This is a genomic window from Novosphingobium rhizovicinum (genome assembly GCF_040813635.1).
GTDB classification, from domain to species: Bacteria; Pseudomonadota; Alphaproteobacteria; order Sphingomonadales; family Sphingomonadaceae; genus Novosphingobium; species Novosphingobium rhizovicinum.
In genome coordinates, this window is sequence record NZ_JBFNXR010000017.1 from 203,836 (window position 1) to 221,934 (window position 18,099).

Sequence of the window (18,099 nt, forward strand, 5' to 3'; positions counted from 1 at the left end):
AGGCCGCCAGCAATACCTAGCTCGCGATAACGGGGGATCGCACAGCCTCGATGAGGGCTTTGGAAAATGCCGGTATGTCGTCCGGCTTGCGGCTGGTTATGAAGTTGCCGTCCACTACGACTTCTTGATCCACCACATCGGCGCCCGCGTTTCGCAAGTCGGTGCGGATAGAGGGCCAACTCGTTACCTTCCGGTTCTTAACGACGTCGGCCTCCACCAGCAACCAAGGCCCATGGCAGATGGCCGCCACCGGCTTGCCGCTTTCTGCAAACCGCTTGACCAGCGATACTGCCTTCTCTTCCATTCGCAGCTTGTCAGGATTGATCTGACCACCCGGAAGCATGATGGCGTCATAGTCTTCTGCTTTGACCTGATCGAGGGTTAGGTCGACAGAGACGCTCTCGCCCCAATCCGTGTGATTCCAACCCCTTATCTGCCCGGATTCGCGGCTGGCCACGGCCGTTTGAATGCCAGCATCTTCCAGAGCTTTCTTCGGCTCGGTCAGCTCAGACTGCTCGAAGCCGTCCGTCGCAAGGATGAGCACCTTGTGTGCCATGGTCTTTCTCCTCTGAATGGGTCTGCAAAGGAAATGATTGGCGGAAAACATCGGTTCCGACGGTTCCGCTCCGCTCACGGTGTTGCTAGGGCGTTCCGGCAATGGCCAGCACGACCGACGAACCCGATCCCTTTGACGCCATCGTCGATGCGCCCTTCGATGCGGCGCTCTCGGAGCGCTACCTCGTTTACGCGCTCTCCACGATCACGGCACGATCGCTGCCCGACTTGCGCGATGGCCTGAAGCCAGTGCACCGGCGGCTGCTCTGGGCGATGCGGCAGCTGAAGCTCGATCCTGCCAGCGCCTACAAGAAATCGGCGCGTGTGGTCGGCGACGTCATCGGTAAGTACCACCCCCATGGCGATGCCTCGGTCTACGATGCAATGGTGCGCTTGGCGCAGGATTTCTCGCTGCGGTACCCGCTGGTCGAAGGACAGGGTAACTTCGGCAACATCGACGGCGATAACGCCGCCGCCTATCGTTATACCGAAGCCCGCCTGACCAAAACCGCGATCCAGCTCATGGCCGGATTGGACGAAGGTACGGTGGAGTTCCACCCCACCTACAACGGCGAGGAGGAAGAGCCCGAGATCTTCCCCGGCCTTTTCCCCAATCTGCTGGCGAACGGAGCCACAGGGATCGCCGTAGGCATGGCGACGTCGATTCCCAGCCACAATGTCGCCGAGGTCATCGATGCGACGCTGCTGCTGATCGACAAGCCCGAAGCCACCCATGCCGAACTGATGGAGGTCTTCCAGGGGCCGGATTTTGCCACCGGCGGCCTCGTGGTCGACAGCCCTGAGGCGATCAGCACCGCCTATGAAAGCGGCAAAGGCGCCTTCCGGGTGCGGGGCCGTTTCTCCACCGGACGTGTGGGAGAGGACTGGGAAGATTCGGGAATCGAAAAGTTGGGGAGCGGCCAGTGGCAACTCGTCATCAGCGAGATTCCCTACATGCTGCCGAAGGCCAAGCTGATTGAGCAGATCGCCGCGCTCATCGGCGACCGCAAGCTGCCCATCCTCGAGGACGTGCGCGACGAGAGCGACGAGCAGATCCGCATCGTCCTCGTGCCTAAGAGCCGCAATGTCGATCCGGAGCTGCTGAAGGAGAGCCTCTATCGGCTGACCGACATGGAAAGCCGCTTCACGTTGAACCTCAACGTGCTCGATGCGCACCGCACACCGGGCGTGATGGGCTTGAAGCTGCTCTTGCAGGAGTGGGTCTACAGCCAGATCGACATACTGCTGCGCCGTACCCGTCACCGGCTGGAGAAGATCGCCGCCCGGCTGGAGCTGGTGGCGGGCTACATCATTGCGTATCTCAACCTCGATCGGATCATCGAGATCATCCGCACCGAGGATGAACCCAAGCCGGTGATGATGGCCGAGTTCGAGCTGACCGACCGTCAGGCCGAAGCCATCCTCAACATGCGACTGCGTTCGCTGCGCAAGCTTGAGGAAATGGAGCTGCGCAAGGAGCATGCCGATCTGCTCAAGGAGCAGGAGGAACTCAACAAGCTGCTCGAAAGCCCGGCACGCCAGCGCACCAGGCTGAAACGTGATCTTACGAACTTGCGCAAGGATTACGCAGAGGACACCGCGCTCGGACGGCGGCGGACAACAATAGCGCAGGCCGCGCCGACTGTTGCGTTCAGCATGGACGCGATGATCGAGAAGGAGCCGGTAACGGTGATCGTTTCTCAGCGCGGCTGGGTGCGTGCCGCCAAAGGACACGTGCCTCTGGACGGCGACTTCAAGTTCAAGGAGGGCGACGGCCCAGCCTTCGCTCTGCATGCGCAGACGACCGATAAGCTGCTGATCGCCGTCGACAATGGCCGCTTCTACACACTTGGGGCGGACAAGCTGCCTGGCGCGCGCGGCTTCGGTGAGCCGATCCGCACGATGGTCGATATCGATGCTGACGCGCAGATCGTCTCTGTGCTTACCCACCGGCCAAAGGGGCTGCTGCTGCTCGCCTCGAATATCGGGCGCGGCTTCGCGGCGGAGATGGACGAATTGCTGGCTGAGACGCGCAAGGGCAAGGCGGTGATGAGCACCAAGCCCGGCGTAAAACTGGCCATAGCACGGGAAATCCCCGCTGAGCACGACCACGTTGCGGTCGTGGGCGAGAATCGCAAGCTGCTGGTGTTCAGTCTGCAGGAACTCCCCGTGCTTGCGAAAGGACAGGGCGTCACTCTGCAGCGCTACCGTGACGGCGGCATGTCCGATGCGGTAACGCTGAAGCTGGAGGAGGGCCTCTCATGGACCATGGGCGGCGAGAGTGGCCGCACGAGGGTTGAGAAGGATCTGCTGCCATGGAAAGTGGCGCGTGGCGCGGCTGGCAGGCTTCCACCGCAGGGCTTTCCGCGCGATAACAAGTTTTGAGGAAAGCCTAGCTCACCTCTTGGGGATGGTGCGGCACCAGGATGAGCGTCCGCCCTTCCACTCGCCAGCTTGCAAGGCGTGACAGCAAATTCATGCCGATCACGTTCGCATCACCAAGTCCTGGCGCAACGACGGCGTCCAGGTCTCGAGCGACGACATTGCCGAAGCGCAGTTCGTCGATCGTGGTCAACTGCGCCTGAACCGTACCGTTGGCTGTGCGCATCATGATGGCTTGCGGAAAGGCCTTTTCCTCAAGCTGCGCGGCCTGCGCCGTTCGAGGGGAAATCGCGGTCAGGGTAGCGCCGGTATCAACCAGAAAGCGGCGCTCGACCCCGTTCACGCTGGCGGTGAGCCAGAAATGGCCGTCGCGGTCTATGGGCACGCGCGTCTCGCCGCCCTCGACGGTCTGACCGGGCATCCCGAGCTGGGGAAGGGCCAGATCGCTGCCGGTTGTGAACCGCGTCACTTGTGCGATGGTCAGCAGCAGCGCCGCGATCAAGCCCAGATTGCCCATTCCGCGGACGAAGCCGCCCAGCTTCGGCAAGGCGCCGCGCAGCATTCCACCTAGTACCGCGATGAAGATCGAGGCTATGGCCAGTGCCAGCAGCGGTTGCTGAGTCAGAAATTCAATCAGTTCAGGAAGGTCCACCAAGCGTTCCTAGCAGAAGCAAGCTGACTGCCTGCTGTCCTCGAACCGGAGGACAATGCTTAAGTCAGCACTTCCTCGAGCATTTCAAGGACTCGCGCGCGGTCGGGAAACCCTTCGGTCACCCACCGGTTCTCCAGTGCCCGCAGCGTGCGGGCGACTTCGGGCCCTGCGTTGATCCCACGCGCGACGATCTCTCCGCCCTTCAGCGGGAACCGTGGCACTTGCCAGGACTGGAGGGGAGTAACGTCCGCACCGGCAATAAGCAGCCGGTCGAGCGCCTCGCTGCGGCCGAGGTGATAGGCGAGTGCACGCGCCTCTCCGGGCGGGCCCTGCCTTGCTGCCGCGTTCGCAAGGCGCTTTTTCTGCGCAGTAGACAGTCGGAATCGCGAAGCGACCTGCTCGGCGAGCGCCGGATCCGGGGGGAGCAAGGCCGCGAGCCGGCGTAGCGGATCAGGTGCCACGGCCTGCGCTCGCTCGTGTTCGACGAGCGTCTCAAGCATCTCAGGATGCGCTTCCGGGAGAACCTGAGCCGTAACGCCAAGCTCGGCCATGCGGCTGATCGTGGGCGCCGGGTCCGGGAGGCCAAGCAGGTTCATCATTTCCATCCCGATCCGCTCGCGAGAAAGCCCCTTGAGCGTGGAAGCGAGTTCTGCGCAGGCGCTTTCGGCCTCATCGTCGGCCGGTCTGCTGCCGAAGCGCGCTTGGAAACGGAAATAGCGCAAGATGCGCAAATGATCCTCGCGAATGCGCTGCCGGGCATCGCCGATGAAGCGGACGCGGCGGGCGGCGAGGTCCGCAAGCCCGCCGAACCAGTCCGAGACTTCCAGAGTGGACGGGTCCGCATAGAGCGCGTTGATGGTGAAGTCACGCCGCGCCGCGTCCTCTCGCCAGTCGCTGGCGAACGCTACCGTCGCGCGCCTGCCGTCGGTGCTGACGTCGTGGCGCAAAGTGGTGATCTCTACCGGGCCGCCGGACAGCACCGCAGTGACGGTTCCATGCTCGATCCCGGTCGGAACGCTGCGGATGCCCGCCCGATCGAGCCGCTCGATGACTGCGGTCGGCAGCAGCGGCGTGGCCATATCGATGTCCTTGACCGGCAGCCCGAGCAAGGTGTCGCGCACGGCTCCGCCAACATAACGCGCGTTGTCGCTGCCGAGCGTGTCGGTAAGGATCGTCAGATCTTCCCGAGCGGTCCAGTCAGCGTGCGGGAGCAGTTCAGCCATGCCAGCGCAGCCTTCCCGCAAGATTGTGAAGTATCGCCCCGGTTACGCCCCAGATCTGGTGCCCACGCCAGTCCACCTCGACGAAAGTGTGCATGTGGCCCTCGTGCTCGATGGTTTTCTGTACCTGGTTGGCGGGGTCCAGCACGAAATCGACAGGGGCTTCGAACCATTGGGAGACCTCGGCGGGGTTCGGCCTGATCTCGATATCAGGAGGGACGATGCCCAATACCGGTGTGATCTCGTAGGCGGAGCCGGTTCGATAGAGGTCTGTGGTACCGACCACGCGCACGTCCTCTGGGCTGATGCCCAGTTCCTCCCATGCCTCCCGCAGGGCTGCTTCCACCGCCGTTTCGCCGGGATCGATCCTGCCCCCTGGGAAGGCGATCTGGCCTGCATGCGCCCGCATCGTGGCGGGCCGGTGAAGGAAGAGGAAGCCGGGCCGTTCTCGCTCCGTCATGGCGATCAGCACGGCAGCTGGCACGAAGCGCTCGATCTCGTGAATGCGGGGGTCGAGCCATAGCGCTGGTGGGGCAGCCGCGTGCCCATTCCGGAAGAGATGCGCTACGCGATCGAAGAGGGCGCTCATGATGCGACGATAGGGAACGAGACGCCCTGGCTCGACACCGAGGTGCCGTCGCCAGCCAGAGCGATTTCCGCGAGCTGCGCCCACGTGCTGCGGTTAAGTCGTGCCTCGATCCCGTGACGGACGCCGATGTAGACTGCCGGAGTGTCCGGATCGCCGTCCACCCGGATGGGATGCTCTGGTCCGGCGATCACGAGGTCATCGGTGTTCAACCGGAAGGCGAGGGCGTCTCCGTCGTGCCGCACATCAATGGCCACCAGCGCGGCATCGTCAACGGCGATCGAGAGCTTCTGCGTTGGCGTTACGAGCCAGTGCTGCCCCTCCGCATCGCGCATCAACAAGGACGCAAATGCGCGGACCATTGCGGGCCGGCGGATCTCACCATCCTGATGGTACCAGCGGCCGTCGGCGGCAATCCGCATCTCGCTGTCTCCGGTTTCCATGGGAGACCATTTGTCCAGCGGTGGCAGCTTGCGCTCGTGGACCAGCTCGGCGATTTGCGCGAGCGAGAGGCCGGCGAGCTCTGGTGGCGGTTCGTAAGGCATCGTCAGTCCGATGCCAGACAAGCTTAGCGCAGCCAAGGCCCCAGCGTTCCCCTTTCGGGCAGAACGGACGGGTTGTCGCAGCGGACGAGGAGCCGGTGCCGCTCGAACGGCCCGGGCAGGTCCCATCCGCTCGAATGCTCGTTCGAGAAGCCCCAGAAGCGGCCGTAGTATTCCGCGTCGCCTATCATCACCTGGGGCAGCGGCGCACGCGCGTCGATGCCTGAGAGGCTTGCCGTCACCAAGGCTTGTCCATAGCCGCGCTGCTGCTGGTCCGGCAGTACGGCCACGGGACCGACCATGATCATGGGATGGGGGCGACCGGTGGGATCGGTCAGCGCGACGGGCCAGCACTGGATCGTGCCCACCAGCATTTCATTCTCGTCGAGGGCCGCGAAGCTGAGCGCCGGCAGCCAATCCATGCCTTCGCGCACCTTGTAGGCGGTGCGCTTGTGCCGGTCAGGCTCAAAGGCGCGGTCGAGCAGTTGCTCGACGAGAGCGGGATCGACATTGTCGAGCGGGATAATCGCGGCTGCGGACATTGGGCGCGCCGATAGGGTGCCAGTACCCGATTGTCGACAACTATCGCGGCTTGGCAGGTGTCAATTTGAGCAGCCTGCCTGCTCCGGCCTCCTTGCCGTCCTCCAGCAGCCAGACCGACCCGTCCGGTGCCTGCCCGAGCTCTCGGATGCGGTGCTCTACAGGATAGCGGGCGACTTCACGCGCCTGTTCTCCATCGAACGCCACACGGACGAGAACATTGGGCTTCATGCCTCCGACGAGTGCCTCTCCCTGCCACTGCGGGAATGCGTCGCCTGTGTAGAAGATGAAATTACCGGGTGCGATTACTGGATCCCAGCTGATTGCGGGCGCGGCCAGATCCGGTCTGGTGTCGTTATCCGGAATGGGCCGACCATCATAATGATTGCCTTCAGAGACAAGGGGCCAGCCATAGTTCTGGCCAGGCTTTACCAGATTGATCTCGTCGCCGCCCGCCGGTCCATGCTCAAGCGTCCACAGCCGGCCGTCCGGTCCGAATGCGAGCCCGAGCATGTTACGGTGCCCATAGCTCCAGATCTGGTTCGTCGGCGCACCCCGATCCGCAAACGGATTGCCTGCGGCAGGCGTGCCGTCCGGGTTTAGCCGGACGATGGTGCCAAGCGTGTTGGATAGGTCCTGCGCTGGCTCCATCTTCTGCCGGTCGCCTGAGGACACGAACAGGTGCTTGCCATCGGGCGAGAAGGCTATCCTGTGCGAGTAGTGCCCTTTGCCCGTCACCTTCGGCACCTGTCGCCAGATTACATCGAGAGACTGCAACTCGCAGAAGACAGGCTGGGGGCATGCCAGCGTTCCACGGCCTACTGCAGCGCCGCGCGTGTCGCCTTCGCCTTCTTCAGCCCAACTGAGGTATACCGTTCTTCCGTCGAGTGTATCGCCGCCCGACTGGCCGGGAGCAAAGATCACGTCGCCAAGCCCTCCCTGGCCACCGTAGGCGACTTCGGGCATGCCTGTGACGTCTCCGATCCGCCCGTCGGGCAGCCGAAGTTTCATCGTCCCCTTGCGCTCCGTGATGAGCAGGATGCCAGTGCTTTGGTCCAGGTCCATCGCCCAGGGTTCGTCGAACTGAGCCAGTTCCTCGACCTCAAACGGGGCGCCACTTGTTGCGCTGTCGGCCGGAGGTCTCGCGTTTTCCCCGGAGGATGAGGCGCCGCAGCTTGCGAGAGCAATGAGAAGCGGCGATACGGAGGCGAGCAGGCGCCCAAAGCCTGTGGTGTCGATCATGCCATGTTAACGCATAACCCAGCCCTGGTTCCCGCTGCAAGCGCGATGACCGCCGATTATGTGATCGGGGTAGACGAAGCCGGTCGAGGTCCGCTGGCCGGACCCGTCGTGGCGGCCGCTGTGGTCCTGTGCAAGCCGCGTCCCGCCGGGCTGGACGATTCCAAGAAGCTCACGCGTGAGCGCCGGGCCGTGTTGGAGGCGACCATCAAGCGCCGATGTCGCTGGGCGGTCGGCGTGGTCGACGTGGAGGAAATCGACCGGCTCAACATCTTCGGAGCGACCATGCTGGCGATGACGCTGGCGGTGCAATCCCTTTGTGAGCAGATGGAAGGCGTGCCGCGCGAAGTCCTCGTTGACGGAAATCTAACGCCGGCGGGGCGCCGGTCCGAGTGGCAGTGGAAGGCACGCGCGGTTGTCGGCGGGGACGCGATTGAGCCCTGCATATCGGCAGCGTCCATCATCGCGAAGGAGCACCGCGATCGGCTGATGCGCGAACTTGCGGAAGCGCACCCCCATTATGGATGGGAACGTAATGCCGGCTACGGCACTCCTGAACATTTGACAGCATTGCGTCGTCACGGACCTTGCGTTCACCACCGCCGCAGTTTCGCTCCCGTTTCGCAACTGCATCTTGCATTGGAGGCATGACGATGGCCGGCTTCAGAGCATTGGACGTACCCTCACAGCAAGGCAGGTGCATTCTTGTCACGGGCGCAAACACCGGGATCGGTTTCGCTGCGTCGAAAGCGCTAGCTGCTCGGGGCGCCCGCGTGTTGCTTGGCTGCCGTGACAAGAAGAAGGCAGGGGACGCAATGGCAAGGATCCGGGCGGACGTGCCCCATGCGGATCTGGCGTTTGTGCCGCTCGATCAGGCCGATCTTGAGAGCGTGCGTGCCTGCGCCGAAGTTGTTGCCCGAGAGCCTCGCCTAGACGTGCTGCTGAACAATGCCGGCGTTATGTTTCCGCCGCTTCAACGCACTGCGCAAGGTCACGAACTGCAGTTCGGCGTCAATCACCTCGGCTGCTTCGCGCTCACATGCCTGCTGCTGGAGAAGCTGGCGAAAGCGCCTGATGGCAGAGTGGTCGTGACGTCGAGCCTGGCACACCGTGGCGGACGTATCGACTGGGATGATATCGATGCACACCGGAGCTATAGCCGTACGCAGCGCTACTCCGACAGCAAGCTGATGAACCTGCTGTTTGTGTACGAACTTGATCGTAGGCTTCAGGCGGCAAGCTCGCCGGTCAAGGCAATCGCCTGCCACCCCGGAGTGGCGTCCACCGATCTGGCGCGGCACATGCCGGCGGCTCTGCGTCTGGCTTGGCCGCTTTTGTCCTTCGTACTGAACGATGCGGACGAGGGGGCGTGGCCCGCTCTACAGGCAGCAACAGCGCCCGATGCGCAGGCGGGAGGTTATTACGGCCCTCAACGCTTCGGTGGCGCAGCGGGACCTTCGGGACCGGCGAAGCGATCTGCTACCTCCCGCGATCCGTCCGCTGCCAGACAGCTTTGGGACATCTCGGTCGAGTTGACGGGGATCGACCCGGGCCTGGCGCCGGCCTGAAGAAAAAAGCCGAAGGCCTCCTCATACCAGATCTAGAGTCCGGCACCGCCATCGGGACTCGACATCTTGTGACGGACTCGCTCCGTTCTCCCTTTCCGCCTGCTGCGACTCGCCGAGTTGTGGCGAGTCGCAGCTTGACTGCGAGTCCAGAAAGACTCACCCTGTAGCCTTAACGAGGCTGCTGCGGAGCGAGAATGGGACAGGTTCTGGTCAAGGAGCGGATAAGGGCCAAGGCGCCTGCTCCGGTTCCTCGCGAGTTGCTGCCGTTAGGGCAAATTTTGGACGGCGACTGCATTGCTGCGATGCGGAGCTTGCCGGACGCTTGTGTCGACATGGTGTTCGCCGATCCGCCCTATAACCTCCAACTCGGGGGCGATTTGTCGAGGCCGGACGGCAGCCATGTCGATGCGGTCACGGATGCCTGGGACAAGTTCGACAGCTTCGCGACTTACGACCGATTTACGCGTGAGTGGCTTGCGGAGGCGCGTCGCATCCTCAAGCCCAACGGGTCGCTCTGGGTAATCGGCTCCTACCACAATATCTTCCGTGTGGGCGCGATCCTGCAGGATGCCGGGTTCTGGATCCTGAACGACATCGTTTGGCGCAAGGCGAACCCGATGCCCAACTTCAAGGGCACGCGCTTCACCAACGCACATGAGACGCTGATCTGGGCCTCGATGGGTGAGAAGGCGAAGTACACCTTCAACTATCGCGCGATGAAAACGCTGAACGATGAGTTGCAGATGCGCTCTGACTGGGTTCTGCCGATCTGCGCTGGGCCTGAGCGGTTGAAGAAGGATGGCCACAAGGTTCACCCAACGCAAAAGCCTGAAGCGCTGCTCTACCGCGTGATGCTGGCGACGACGAACAAGGGCGACATCGTGCTCGACCCGTTCTTCGGGACCGGAACGACCGGCGCGGTTGCCAAGCGACTGGGGCGCGAGTGGATCGGCTGCGAGCGGGAGGCGGGATACCGTGACGCCGCCCTCGAGCGTATCGAGATGGCGCTCCCGCTCGACGAGAGCGCGCTCAAGACGATGCAAAGCAAGCGCACTGCGCCGCGCGTCGCGTTCGGTACGCTTGTGGAGACGGGCTGGATCGCTCCGGGGACCCCGCTCTTCGATCGCAAGCGGCGGTTCACGGCGACGGTGCGCGCGGACGGTTCGCTGGTCAGCGGCAAGGAAGGTGGTTCGATCCACGGTGTGGGGGCCGCGCTGCAGGGCGCGCCTTCATGCAACGGCTGGACGTTCTGGCACTTGGAGCACCAGGGCGAGCTGAAGCCGGTGGATGCCATCCGGCAACTCTACCTGCTGGCGACCGAGCCGTGACCTCGCCGTTCGCCCTCTGCTCGTGAGGAAGCTCTACATCCGACCAGTCGCTTTTGCGGAAAGCCCGCAGAGCGAGCATGGGGAGGCCATACGACTGGCCGGTTCACTCGTCTGGGCGAGCCGGTTTGCCCTGATCGTGCGTGAGGGCGGTCGAGTCCTCTCGCGTGATCTTGTGGGAGCGAGCGGGGTGGTCGAGGCACTCGCATCGCTCCCGGACGATCTGGCCTCGCAGGCCGAGACACAGTGGGCCTCTCTGCGAAAGGTGCACTCTCCCCTCGTGTGCGGAGAGCGGACCATTCGCCTCGACCAGCCTCAGGTCATGGGAATCCTGAATGTCACGCCCGACAGCTTTTCGGATGGCGGCCAGTTTCTCGACGATCCAGAGACGGCGGCAGCCCATGGCGCGCAGATGCTTGAAGCAGGAGGCGCAATCGTCGACGTGGGTGGAGAGTCCACGCGGCCCGGTGCCGCCGCGGTGTGGGAAGGGGACGAAGTCAAGCGTGTCCTCCCCGCTATCGAGCGTCTCGTGGGTATGGGAGCGGCGATCAGCATCGACACCCGGCGCCCCGCCGTAATGGAGGCTGCCCTCGGTGCCGGTGCCCACATCATCAACGATGTGTCGGCTTTGCGGCATGACCCTCGCAGCCTCGAATTCGCCGCATCCTCAGGGGCTCCGGTTGTGCTTATGCATGCGCCTGGATCGGCCGATGATCTCCACGCGGATGGCAGTTACGACGACGTGGTCCTGGATGTCTTCGACTGGCTTGCCGCCCGGCGAGACGTAGCGCTGGCAGCTGGTATCGAGCCGGAGCGGATCATTCTGGATCCGGGCATCGGCTTCGGCAAATCGGTCGCTCAGAACCTGGCGCTGATGAACGCGCTGCCGCTGTTCCACGCTTTGGGGGCACCGCTGCTCGTCGGCGCGAGCCGCAAGCGGACGATCGGCGCTCTTTCGAACGAGGCGCCCGCTCACCGGCGTCTCGGTGGATCACTGGCGCTGGCCATGAAGGCGCTCGACGCCGGTGCTCACATCCTTCGCGTTCACGACGTGTTTGAGACGGTGCAGGCAATCCACGTTTGGCGAGGCCTGCGCGATGCGGCGCTGACCGACTTTGCGCAACTTCCCTGATCCGTTCGAGGTCCAGATTGCCCAGGAGGCGCAGCCATACGGCGCCGCCGCGGGCATGTCCTTCAAACAAGTGCGCCGTCTAGCAGCTCGATGTGACGCCGGCAGTGCTTCGCGATGTGCTCGTCGTGGGTCGATATAAGGAAGCATGTGCCGGTATCGCGGTTGATCTGATCCAGCAGAGCCATCACCTGATCTGCTGAGTGCCGGTCAAGGTTGCCGGTGGGCTCGTCTGCCAGCACGAGTGGTGGTTCATTCATCAAGGATCGGGCAACCGCCACCCGTTGCCGCTGCCCGCCTGACAAGGCCGCGGGGCGATAGTCGCGCCTGTCGGAGAGGCCCACGGCGTCCAGCAACTCCGCTGCGCGGGAGCGCATGGACGCTGTCTCCTTACCCCTGCTCGTAGCGGCTGGCATCATCACGTTCTCCAGCGCGGTGAGGTCGGGAAGCAGGTGATGAAACTGAAAGACAAACCCGATGTGCTTGTTGCGAAACCTCGTGCGTTCCGCATCGCTGGCGGTGCTCAGGTCCTGTCCGAGCATGTGGTGGAGGCCCTCACTTGGCCTCAGCAGGGTTCCAAGTATCGTCAGCAAAGTGCTCTTGCCCGACCCGGAAGGCCCCAGAAGTGTGGCCATTTCTCCACGAGAGAGGTCCAGGTCGACCCCGCGCAGGACGACCGCTGCCGCGTCGCCTTCGCCGAAGACTTTTCTCAGGCCTCTTACGCGAACCAGCGGCTCCGCGGTCATGCGCCGATTGCCTCAACGGGGTCTATCCGCGTGGCGCGCTGTGCCGAGATGACCGAGGCGATAGCGGACGCTACCGTGGTCAGAAGAATGGCGACGAGGTAGTCGCCCTGGGCTCGGTCGACAGGCAGGCCGCCGCCTTCCACCGCCTCCAGCGGGGGGAAGGGGATGAGAGCGAGCCAGGCCAGCAGCGCACCGGCCATAGCTCCGATTGCCCCGATCAGCGTTCCCTCGATAACGAAGATGCCGAGCACGAAGCGCTGACTTGCGCCTACTGCGCGCATGATGCCGATCTCGCTCCGGCGGCGCACGATCGAAAGCAGCATGGCGCTTGCTATGCCGATGACGACGGTGATCAGGGCGAAAGTCTTCACGATCGTCCCAGTACGCCCTTGTGCATCGAGTGCTTCGAAAAGCTGCGCATTCTCCTCTGTCCAGGGCTGCGTCTTCAAACCGGTGGCCCTGCGCAGACGTGCTGCGATCTGCGGTGCTGCAGCGGGCGGTGAGACCTTGATCTCAATGCGGGAAATCCCGCTCGGCAGATCGAACAGGGCCCTTGCGGTACGAAAGTTCATGTAAAGGGCTTGTCGGTCCGCGGTGGAGATCCCCAGCGAGAATATGCCTCCGATGCGGAAACTTCGCTCTCGCCCGCGATCCGACCGCACAACCACGACCTGTCCTGTCCTCAACCCCAGATCGTCGGCGAGTGTTCTGCCGATCAGCACAGTGTCGGGAGAAAGCACGGCGGTACCCGACACCAGGGCGCCTTCGATGTCGACGATGGCGGAGATCTTGTCGGGCTGCACTCCGATCACTCCCACCGGAGCGATCGCCTGCCCGCGTTGAACGAAAGCGCTTCCGCGGATCTGCGGCGATACTGCCACGACGCCTTCGGTGGCCTCAACCATGGCGACCGCGGGCTCCCAGACGGCGATTTGCTCTCGGCGGCTCAGGTCCTTTTGGACAACGACCTGCACGTTCCGGCCGGGCACAACCTGCTCCGGGTCGCGCTCGGCCATCTCCATCGTGATGTGCGGGATGTTGCCGACGGTGCGGAGTGTCAGCAACGTGGCGAGGCCTCCGATGAGCGCGCTCATGAATACGAATACGCTCACTCCCACGGCAACGCCCAGCATCAGCAGCACAGTCTGGCCGGGGGTCGAGAGCAGATGGCGCAGCGCAAGCTTGAAGGTGTAGGGCATCAGCGGGTGACTGGCTTGACCTTGTCGCCCGGCTCGGCGGCTTCGGGATTTACGAGAATCCGCATGCCGGCTTGCAGCCCTTGCGTGACGATCACCTGAGCGGCGGGCCAATCGATGAAACGGATCGGGCGTTCTTTCACCTGACCGCTCGCGTCCACGATCCGCACGTGCGGTGATGTATCGGGCTGAAGGATGCTGGCACGCGGAATACTGATCGCCTGAGGGCGCCGTTCGACGATCAGGTTGACCGACACCGTCTGGCCCGAGGGAGCGGAAGCCAGCGGCGCAAGAAGTCTCAGCCTGACCTCGCGGGCGCCTGTGGCTTCGTCGACCCGAGGTTCGATATGGACGATCTCGGCGCGGGCCGGCCGATCTCTGCCGGGGAGTTTCACCAGAGCCATGGGCCCCGTGCGCAATTCCACGGCGTATGCTTCATCCACGTCCGCGCTGATCTCTGGCGCAGCAAGGTCGGCCAAGCGGTAGAGCACGGTTTCGGGACCGACCGTCTGGCCTCTGTCGACCGGGCGCTCCAGGATCACGCCCGCGAAAGGAGCCCGCACGACGTATCGCTGCTGCACTTCTTGAGCTTGCGCCAGGGCTGCTTGCCTGCGCTGCAACTCGCGTGCGCCCTCCTGAACTGCGAGCCTTCTCTCTTCCACCTCGCGCCTTGAAGCAAATTCATCGAGCGCTTCGAATCGGGCCAGCTCACGGCGGGCTTGGGCCAAGACTGCCTGCTGCGCTGCGGCGGCTGCCGCAGCTTCGCCAATTGCAGCACGCTGCGGACCGTCGTCTATGCGGGCGAGAAGTGCGCCTGCTGTGACCTGGTTACCCACGTCGTGGGGCAATTCGACCACGACGCCTGCTACGGGTGGTTGCACCGCTACCGACTGGCGCGGCCTTATGCGTCCGTTCACCGCCAGAGCACGCACCGCATCGCCGCGCTCCACGGTCAGGACGGCCACCTCCTGGGCGCGGGGCATCAGAAGAAAGACAGTCGCGCAGACGATGGCCAGCAGTGCTGCCAGCCAGAGGTATCGCGCTCGGCCCCTCAAACCCTGTTACGTCCTTGCAGGAGACTGTCATGTTGCACCATGCGAACCGAGTTGCCGCATCCGGCAAACTTCGGCAAGCAGTTGCGCGCGAGCAGCCTGCACAGTGCCCTTCAAGTGCCCCCTGAGCCGGAGGTCTTGTGGCGTCGCCACAGGACGACCATAAGCCCGTGCCTATCGCGGGGACCCTGAGTACATGACTTCCGATCAGAACGGCCGCTTCGCAGGGCTGGATTTTGGCACCACCAACAGTGTGGCCGCCCGGGCGTCAGGCGCTGATACGCCACGCCTCCTGAGCTTCTCTCATGCTGATGGCGCCACCGAGGTGTTTCGATCGGCGCTGTGCTTCTGGCAAGATGACGGTGTACCCGGCGGTCTTGCGGCCGCAGCCGGGCCGGCGGCTATCCACGAGTACCTGGAAGACCCCAGCGGTAGCCGCTTCCTCCAGTCGTTCAAATCGGTCGCTGCAAGCTCCACCTTTGACAGCGCACCTGTCTTCACGAAACGGTTCCGCTTCGAGGAACTCGGTCGGCGGTTTATCCAAGAGATGGCGTCGCATGCACGTGGTGAGTTCCAGCGGCTGGATCGTTTGGTGGTCGGACGCCCGGTTCACTATGCGGGCATGCGTCCTGATCCGGTGCTGGCACGTCAACGCTATGATGCCATGTTCGACGGCTTTGCGGCGGAGGTGCATTACGTCTACGAACCGCTTGCGGCGGCATTCAGCTTCGCATCTCGCATCAGCGATCCTGCGACGTTGCTAGTTGCCGATTTCGGAGGCGGCACCAGCGATTTCTCCGTGGTGCATATCCGGGAGCGAGGCGCCCAGGCGCGTTGTGTGCCGCTTGGTCATGCGGGCGTGGGGCTTGCCGGCGACCGCTTTGACCAGCGCATCGTCGACCGGCTGGTGCTGCCGGTGCTGGGGAAGGGCAGCCAGTATCGCTCGTTCGACAAGGTCCTGGACATTCCTGCCTCCTACTTCGCCGACTTCTCGGACTGGTCGAAGCTGGCGCTCATGCGCAATCGCAAGACACTTGCGGAACTGGATCGCTTGCGGCGCAGCGCCGTAGATCCCGACGCCATTACCCGGATGATCGCGATGATCGAGAACGAGCTCGGGTTTGCGCTTTATGATGCGGTCGGCCGATTGAAACGAGCTCTCTCTGATGAGGAGCAGGCGCAGTTCCAGTTTTCCGGTGGAGGCGTGACCATCGACGCAAATGTGACTCGCGCCGAGTTCGAGGGCTGGATCTCGGAGGACGTTGCGCGGATGGCCGGTGCTGTAGATGAGGCCTTGCGCAACGCAGGCGTGGCAGAGAACGAGATCGACCGGGTGTTCCTGACTGGCGGTACGTCGCTGGTCCCTGCAGTGCGCGCCTTGTTCGCCACGCGGTTCGGAGAGGAGAAGCTGATGTCCGGCGGAGAGCTCACCTCCATCGCGCACGGCCTCGCCCTGGTGGCACAGGAGGAGGATCTGTCGAGCTGGACCGCTTAGGGGTCTTCGGAGACTGCTGCCCGGTTACGGATCGTAACGGCGGGCGAGCGCTATTCCCGCAAGGTTTTTCGATCGCGGAACGTGTCGGAAGCCGATGCGCGCCAACGGTGCGGAGGCGTGCTGAAACGCAGCCAACCAGGGCCTCAGGTGCGTGCTCCGGCAGGTCCAAAGACCCCGGGCCTGCTGGATGACCAGCAATGAGTCGCCGACGAACAGAACGTCCGTGTCGCCTTGCGCGATAGCCAATTCGACGGCGAAGATCAGGCCCCCCCACTCGGCCTCGTTGTTATCACCCGTGCGTGGGCTATCCCTGAAATGAGCCACGCCGCGGTTAACCACGGCGGCTTCCATCGGCCCGGGATTGGGCCGGCTACCGCCGTCGAAGAAATAGACCGCCCGTCGCCTCATCTTCGTACTGTAGCGCTTCGAACACCGCGCGACGACTGGTTCGCACGGTCATTTCCGTCTCGCGAATAACGCCAGTGACTGTGTCGGCACCAGGCCCGTATGTTTTGGGTGGACGCGGCCGGTGAACCCAATCAGAAGGCGGCAGACAACATATCAGACAGTCGCAGCCGCGAAGGCTGGGCACGGGTTCGCTTGGGAGGATCAATGAGTTATCTGTCGGAGCTAAGGCAGGCCTGGAGGCCGTTGCTTGCTGCCACCATCGGCATGGCCAGCGGCATGTCCATCGTCGGAACGATCACCAGCACCATCGCGCCCACGCTTGTTTCCGACACGGGCTGGTCACAAGCCGATTTCGCCATGGTGGGAAGCCTGGCCCTTCTGATGTCGTTCGTCTTTCCTTTCGTCGGACGGCTGGCGGATACTCTGGGCGTGCGGAAGACCGCTTTGATCGGTCAGGTCACGCTGCCGCTGGTGTACCTCGCCTACAGTGCGATGGGCGGTTCCTTGTGGTTGTACGTGGTCATCTTCGCGTTCCAGAGCCTGATTTGCGTAACCACCACCTCGACCGTCTATACCCGCGCCGCCGTTCAGCATGTGCAGCATGCTCGGGGACTGGCGCTGGCGATCGTAGCTTCCGGACCGGCCATCGCGGGGATCATCATCGCGCCGCTGCTGAACGGATATGTCGAAGAATATGGTTGGCGTGCAAGCTATCAGATCGTCGCTCTCGGCACCGCCATTGCCGGGCTCGTGACCTTCCTTCTCTTGCCGCCCGACCGGGGGCAGAAGGGCGCAGCCGCTCCGAAGGGTCGCGCGCGGGAAGACTACCCCCTCATCTTTCGCACGCCCGCATTCTGGGCTCTGTTGGTCGCTATGCTACTGTGCAACCTGCCGCAGACGATCGTGCTGGTGCAGTTGAAGCTGCTCCTTCTGGCGAATGGCATCCCGGGAGAGGGCGCCGGGGTGATGCTGAGCGCGGTGTCCGTAGGCATGTTGGCGGGACGTTTTGTCACCGGCGTTGCTCTCGACCGTTTCAATGTGCGTTTGACGTCCTTCGTCGGTCTCGCCTTGCCGAGCCTGGGGCTTTTTCTGCTCGCCTCGTCGATGGATTCACCGGAAGTGATTACCTTTGCGGTGTTCTGCCTCGGGTTTGCCTTCGGGGCGGAGGGCGACATCGTCGCGTTCCTTGTCGCCCGTCACTTTGGAGTGCGGGTCTACAGCTCTACGCTAGGCTTGCTCACGGCGGCGATGTCGTTCTCCGCGGCGGCGGGCGCTTTGCTCCTCAGCTATACCCTGGAGGAGACCGGCGGCTACGACCTGTATCTCACGATCGTCGGCGCTGCCGTGCTAGTGGGTGCCGCAGCGGTCCTGCTATTGAGAGGCGGACGAGCACCTGATGCCGAAGCCGCGCGGGAGGAGGAGGCGGTACCTCCTCCCGGCGTCGTCGGCACGGGTCAAGCGTAA

18 protein-coding genes are annotated in these 18,099 nt (G+C 63.6%); 7 read left to right on the plus strand and 11 right to left on the minus strand.

The genetic code is table 11. From position 1 onward, the window contains the following. Positions 1-16: 16 nt before the first annotated feature. The gene (locus tag ABUH87_RS02445; RefSeq protein ID WP_367768901.1) at positions 17-556 is read right to left on the minus strand and encodes a type 1 glutamine amidotransferase domain-containing protein; all 540 of its coding nucleotides are present in this window, start codon (positions 554-556) and stop codon (positions 17-19) included. Positions 557-657: 101 nt separating this feature from the next. Here ABUH87_RS02445 and parC point away from each other — a divergent pair, with 101 nt between their 5' ends. Beyond that, the gene (parC, locus tag ABUH87_RS02450; RefSeq protein WP_367768904.1) at positions 658-2,940 is read left to right on the plus strand and encodes a DNA topoisomerase IV subunit A; all 2,283 of its coding nucleotides are present in this window, start codon (positions 658-660) and stop codon (positions 2,938-2,940) included. Between the two features lie 7 nt (positions 2,941-2,947). On the opposite strand, the gene ABUH87_RS02455 is transcribed toward parC, so the two are convergent. Genes ABUH87_RS02455 through ABUH87_RS02480 form a run of 6 tightly spaced genes read right to left on the minus strand, consistent with a single transcriptional unit; the run spans position 2,948 to position 7,719 of the window. Next, positions 2,948-3,589 carry a retropepsin-like aspartic protease family protein gene (locus ABUH87_RS02455; RefSeq protein ID WP_367768907.1) on the minus strand — a complete coding sequence of 214 codons (642 nt, stop codon included), beginning with the start codon at positions 3,587-3,589 and terminating at the stop codon, positions 2,948-2,950. A 59-nt stretch (positions 3,590-3,648) separates the two neighbouring features. Next, a complete protein-coding gene (locus ABUH87_RS02460; RefSeq protein ID WP_367768910.1) occupies positions 3,649-4,812 on the minus strand; it encodes a CCA tRNA nucleotidyltransferase in 1,164 nt (387 codons plus the stop codon). After that, positions 4,805-5,398 carry a CoA pyrophosphatase gene (locus tag ABUH87_RS02465; protein ID WP_367768913.1) on the minus strand — a complete coding sequence of 198 codons (594 nt, stop codon included), beginning with the start codon at positions 5,396-5,398 and terminating at the stop codon, positions 4,805-4,807. The genes ABUH87_RS02460 and ABUH87_RS02465 overlap by 8 nt, the downstream gene beginning before the upstream one ends. Further along, positions 5,395-5,940: a DUF1285 domain-containing protein gene (locus ABUH87_RS02470; protein ID WP_367768916.1), complete on the minus strand. Its 546-nt coding sequence runs from the start codon at positions 5,938-5,940 to the stop codon at positions 5,395-5,397. The genes ABUH87_RS02465 and ABUH87_RS02470 overlap by 4 nt, the downstream gene beginning before the upstream one ends. 23 nt (positions 5,941-5,963) lie before the next feature. Beyond that, on the minus strand, positions 5,964-6,479 hold the full coding sequence (locus tag ABUH87_RS02475; protein WP_367768919.1) for a GNAT family N-acetyltransferase: 516 nt from the start codon (positions 6,477-6,479) through the stop codon (positions 5,964-5,966). Positions 6,480-6,519: 40 nt separating this feature from the next. Beyond that, complete coding sequence (locus ABUH87_RS02480) at positions 6,520-7,719, minus strand: PQQ-dependent sugar dehydrogenase (protein WP_367768923.1); 1,200 nt, start codon at positions 7,717-7,719, stop codon at positions 6,520-6,522. 3 nt (positions 7,720-7,722) lie between these two features. Here ABUH87_RS02480 and ABUH87_RS02485 point away from each other — a divergent pair, with 3 nt between their 5' ends. The 4 genes from ABUH87_RS02485 to folP all read left to right on the plus strand — a co-directional run bounded on the left by ABUH87_RS02485 (position 7,723) and on the right by folP (position 11,741). Next, positions 7,723-8,367, plus strand: coding sequence for a ribonuclease HII (locus ABUH87_RS02485; protein ID WP_367768926.1), 645 nt, complete (start codon positions 7,723-7,725; stop codon positions 8,365-8,367). Positions 8,368-8,369: 2 nt separating this feature from the next. Further along, positions 8,370-9,284, plus strand: a complete 915-nt coding sequence (locus ABUH87_RS02490) for an oxidoreductase (RefSeq protein ID WP_367768928.1) — start codon at positions 8,370-8,372, stop codon at positions 9,282-9,284. A gap of 194 nt (positions 9,285-9,478) precedes the next feature. Further along, a complete protein-coding gene (locus ABUH87_RS02495) occupies positions 9,479-10,612 on the plus strand; it encodes a site-specific DNA-methyltransferase (protein WP_367768931.1) in 1,134 nt (377 codons plus the stop codon). After that, on the plus strand, positions 10,572-11,741 hold the full coding sequence (gene folP, locus ABUH87_RS02500; protein WP_367768936.1) for a dihydropteroate synthase: 1,170 nt from the start codon (positions 10,572-10,574) through the stop codon (positions 11,739-11,741). Before ABUH87_RS02495 ends, folP begins: the two co-directional genes overlap by 41 nt. A gap of 62 nt (positions 11,742-11,803) precedes the next feature. Here folP and ABUH87_RS02505 read toward each other — a convergent pair whose 3' ends face one another. Genes ABUH87_RS02505 through ABUH87_RS02515 form a run of 3 tightly spaced genes read right to left on the minus strand, consistent with a single transcriptional unit; the run spans position 11,804 to position 14,735 of the window. Beyond that, positions 11,804-12,484 (minus strand): ABC transporter ATP-binding protein, encoded by a 681-nt coding sequence (locus ABUH87_RS02505; protein ID WP_367768944.1) that lies wholly within the window; start codon positions 12,482-12,484, stop codon positions 11,804-11,806. After that, positions 12,481-13,683, minus strand: a complete 1,203-nt coding sequence (locus ABUH87_RS02510) for an ABC transporter permease (protein WP_367768947.1) — start codon at positions 13,681-13,683, stop codon at positions 12,481-12,483. Before ABUH87_RS02510 ends, ABUH87_RS02505 begins: the two co-directional genes overlap by 4 nt. Continuing rightward, positions 13,683-14,735, minus strand: a complete 1,053-nt coding sequence (locus ABUH87_RS02515) for an efflux RND transporter periplasmic adaptor subunit (RefSeq protein WP_367768950.1) — start codon at positions 14,733-14,735, stop codon at positions 13,683-13,685. The genes ABUH87_RS02510 and ABUH87_RS02515 overlap by 1 nt, the downstream gene beginning before the upstream one ends. Positions 14,736-14,928: 193 nt before the next feature. Here ABUH87_RS02515 and ABUH87_RS02520 point away from each other — a divergent pair, with 193 nt between their 5' ends. Beyond that, positions 14,929-16,227, plus strand: coding sequence for an Hsp70 family protein (locus tag ABUH87_RS02520; protein ID WP_367768958.1), 1,299 nt, complete (start codon positions 14,929-14,931; stop codon positions 16,225-16,227). Between the two features lie 24 nt (positions 16,228-16,251). On the opposite strand, the gene ABUH87_RS02525 is transcribed toward ABUH87_RS02520, so the two are convergent. Further along, on the minus strand, positions 16,252-16,635 hold the full coding sequence (locus ABUH87_RS02525; protein WP_367768962.1) for a ribonuclease HI family protein: 384 nt from the start codon (positions 16,633-16,635) through the stop codon (positions 16,252-16,254). A gap of 204 nt (positions 16,636-16,839) precedes the next feature. Between ABUH87_RS02525 and ABUH87_RS02530 the strand changes: the two genes are divergently transcribed. Beyond that, a complete protein-coding gene (locus ABUH87_RS02530; RefSeq protein WP_367768965.1) occupies positions 16,840-18,099 on the plus strand; it encodes an MFS transporter in 1,260 nt (419 codons plus the stop codon).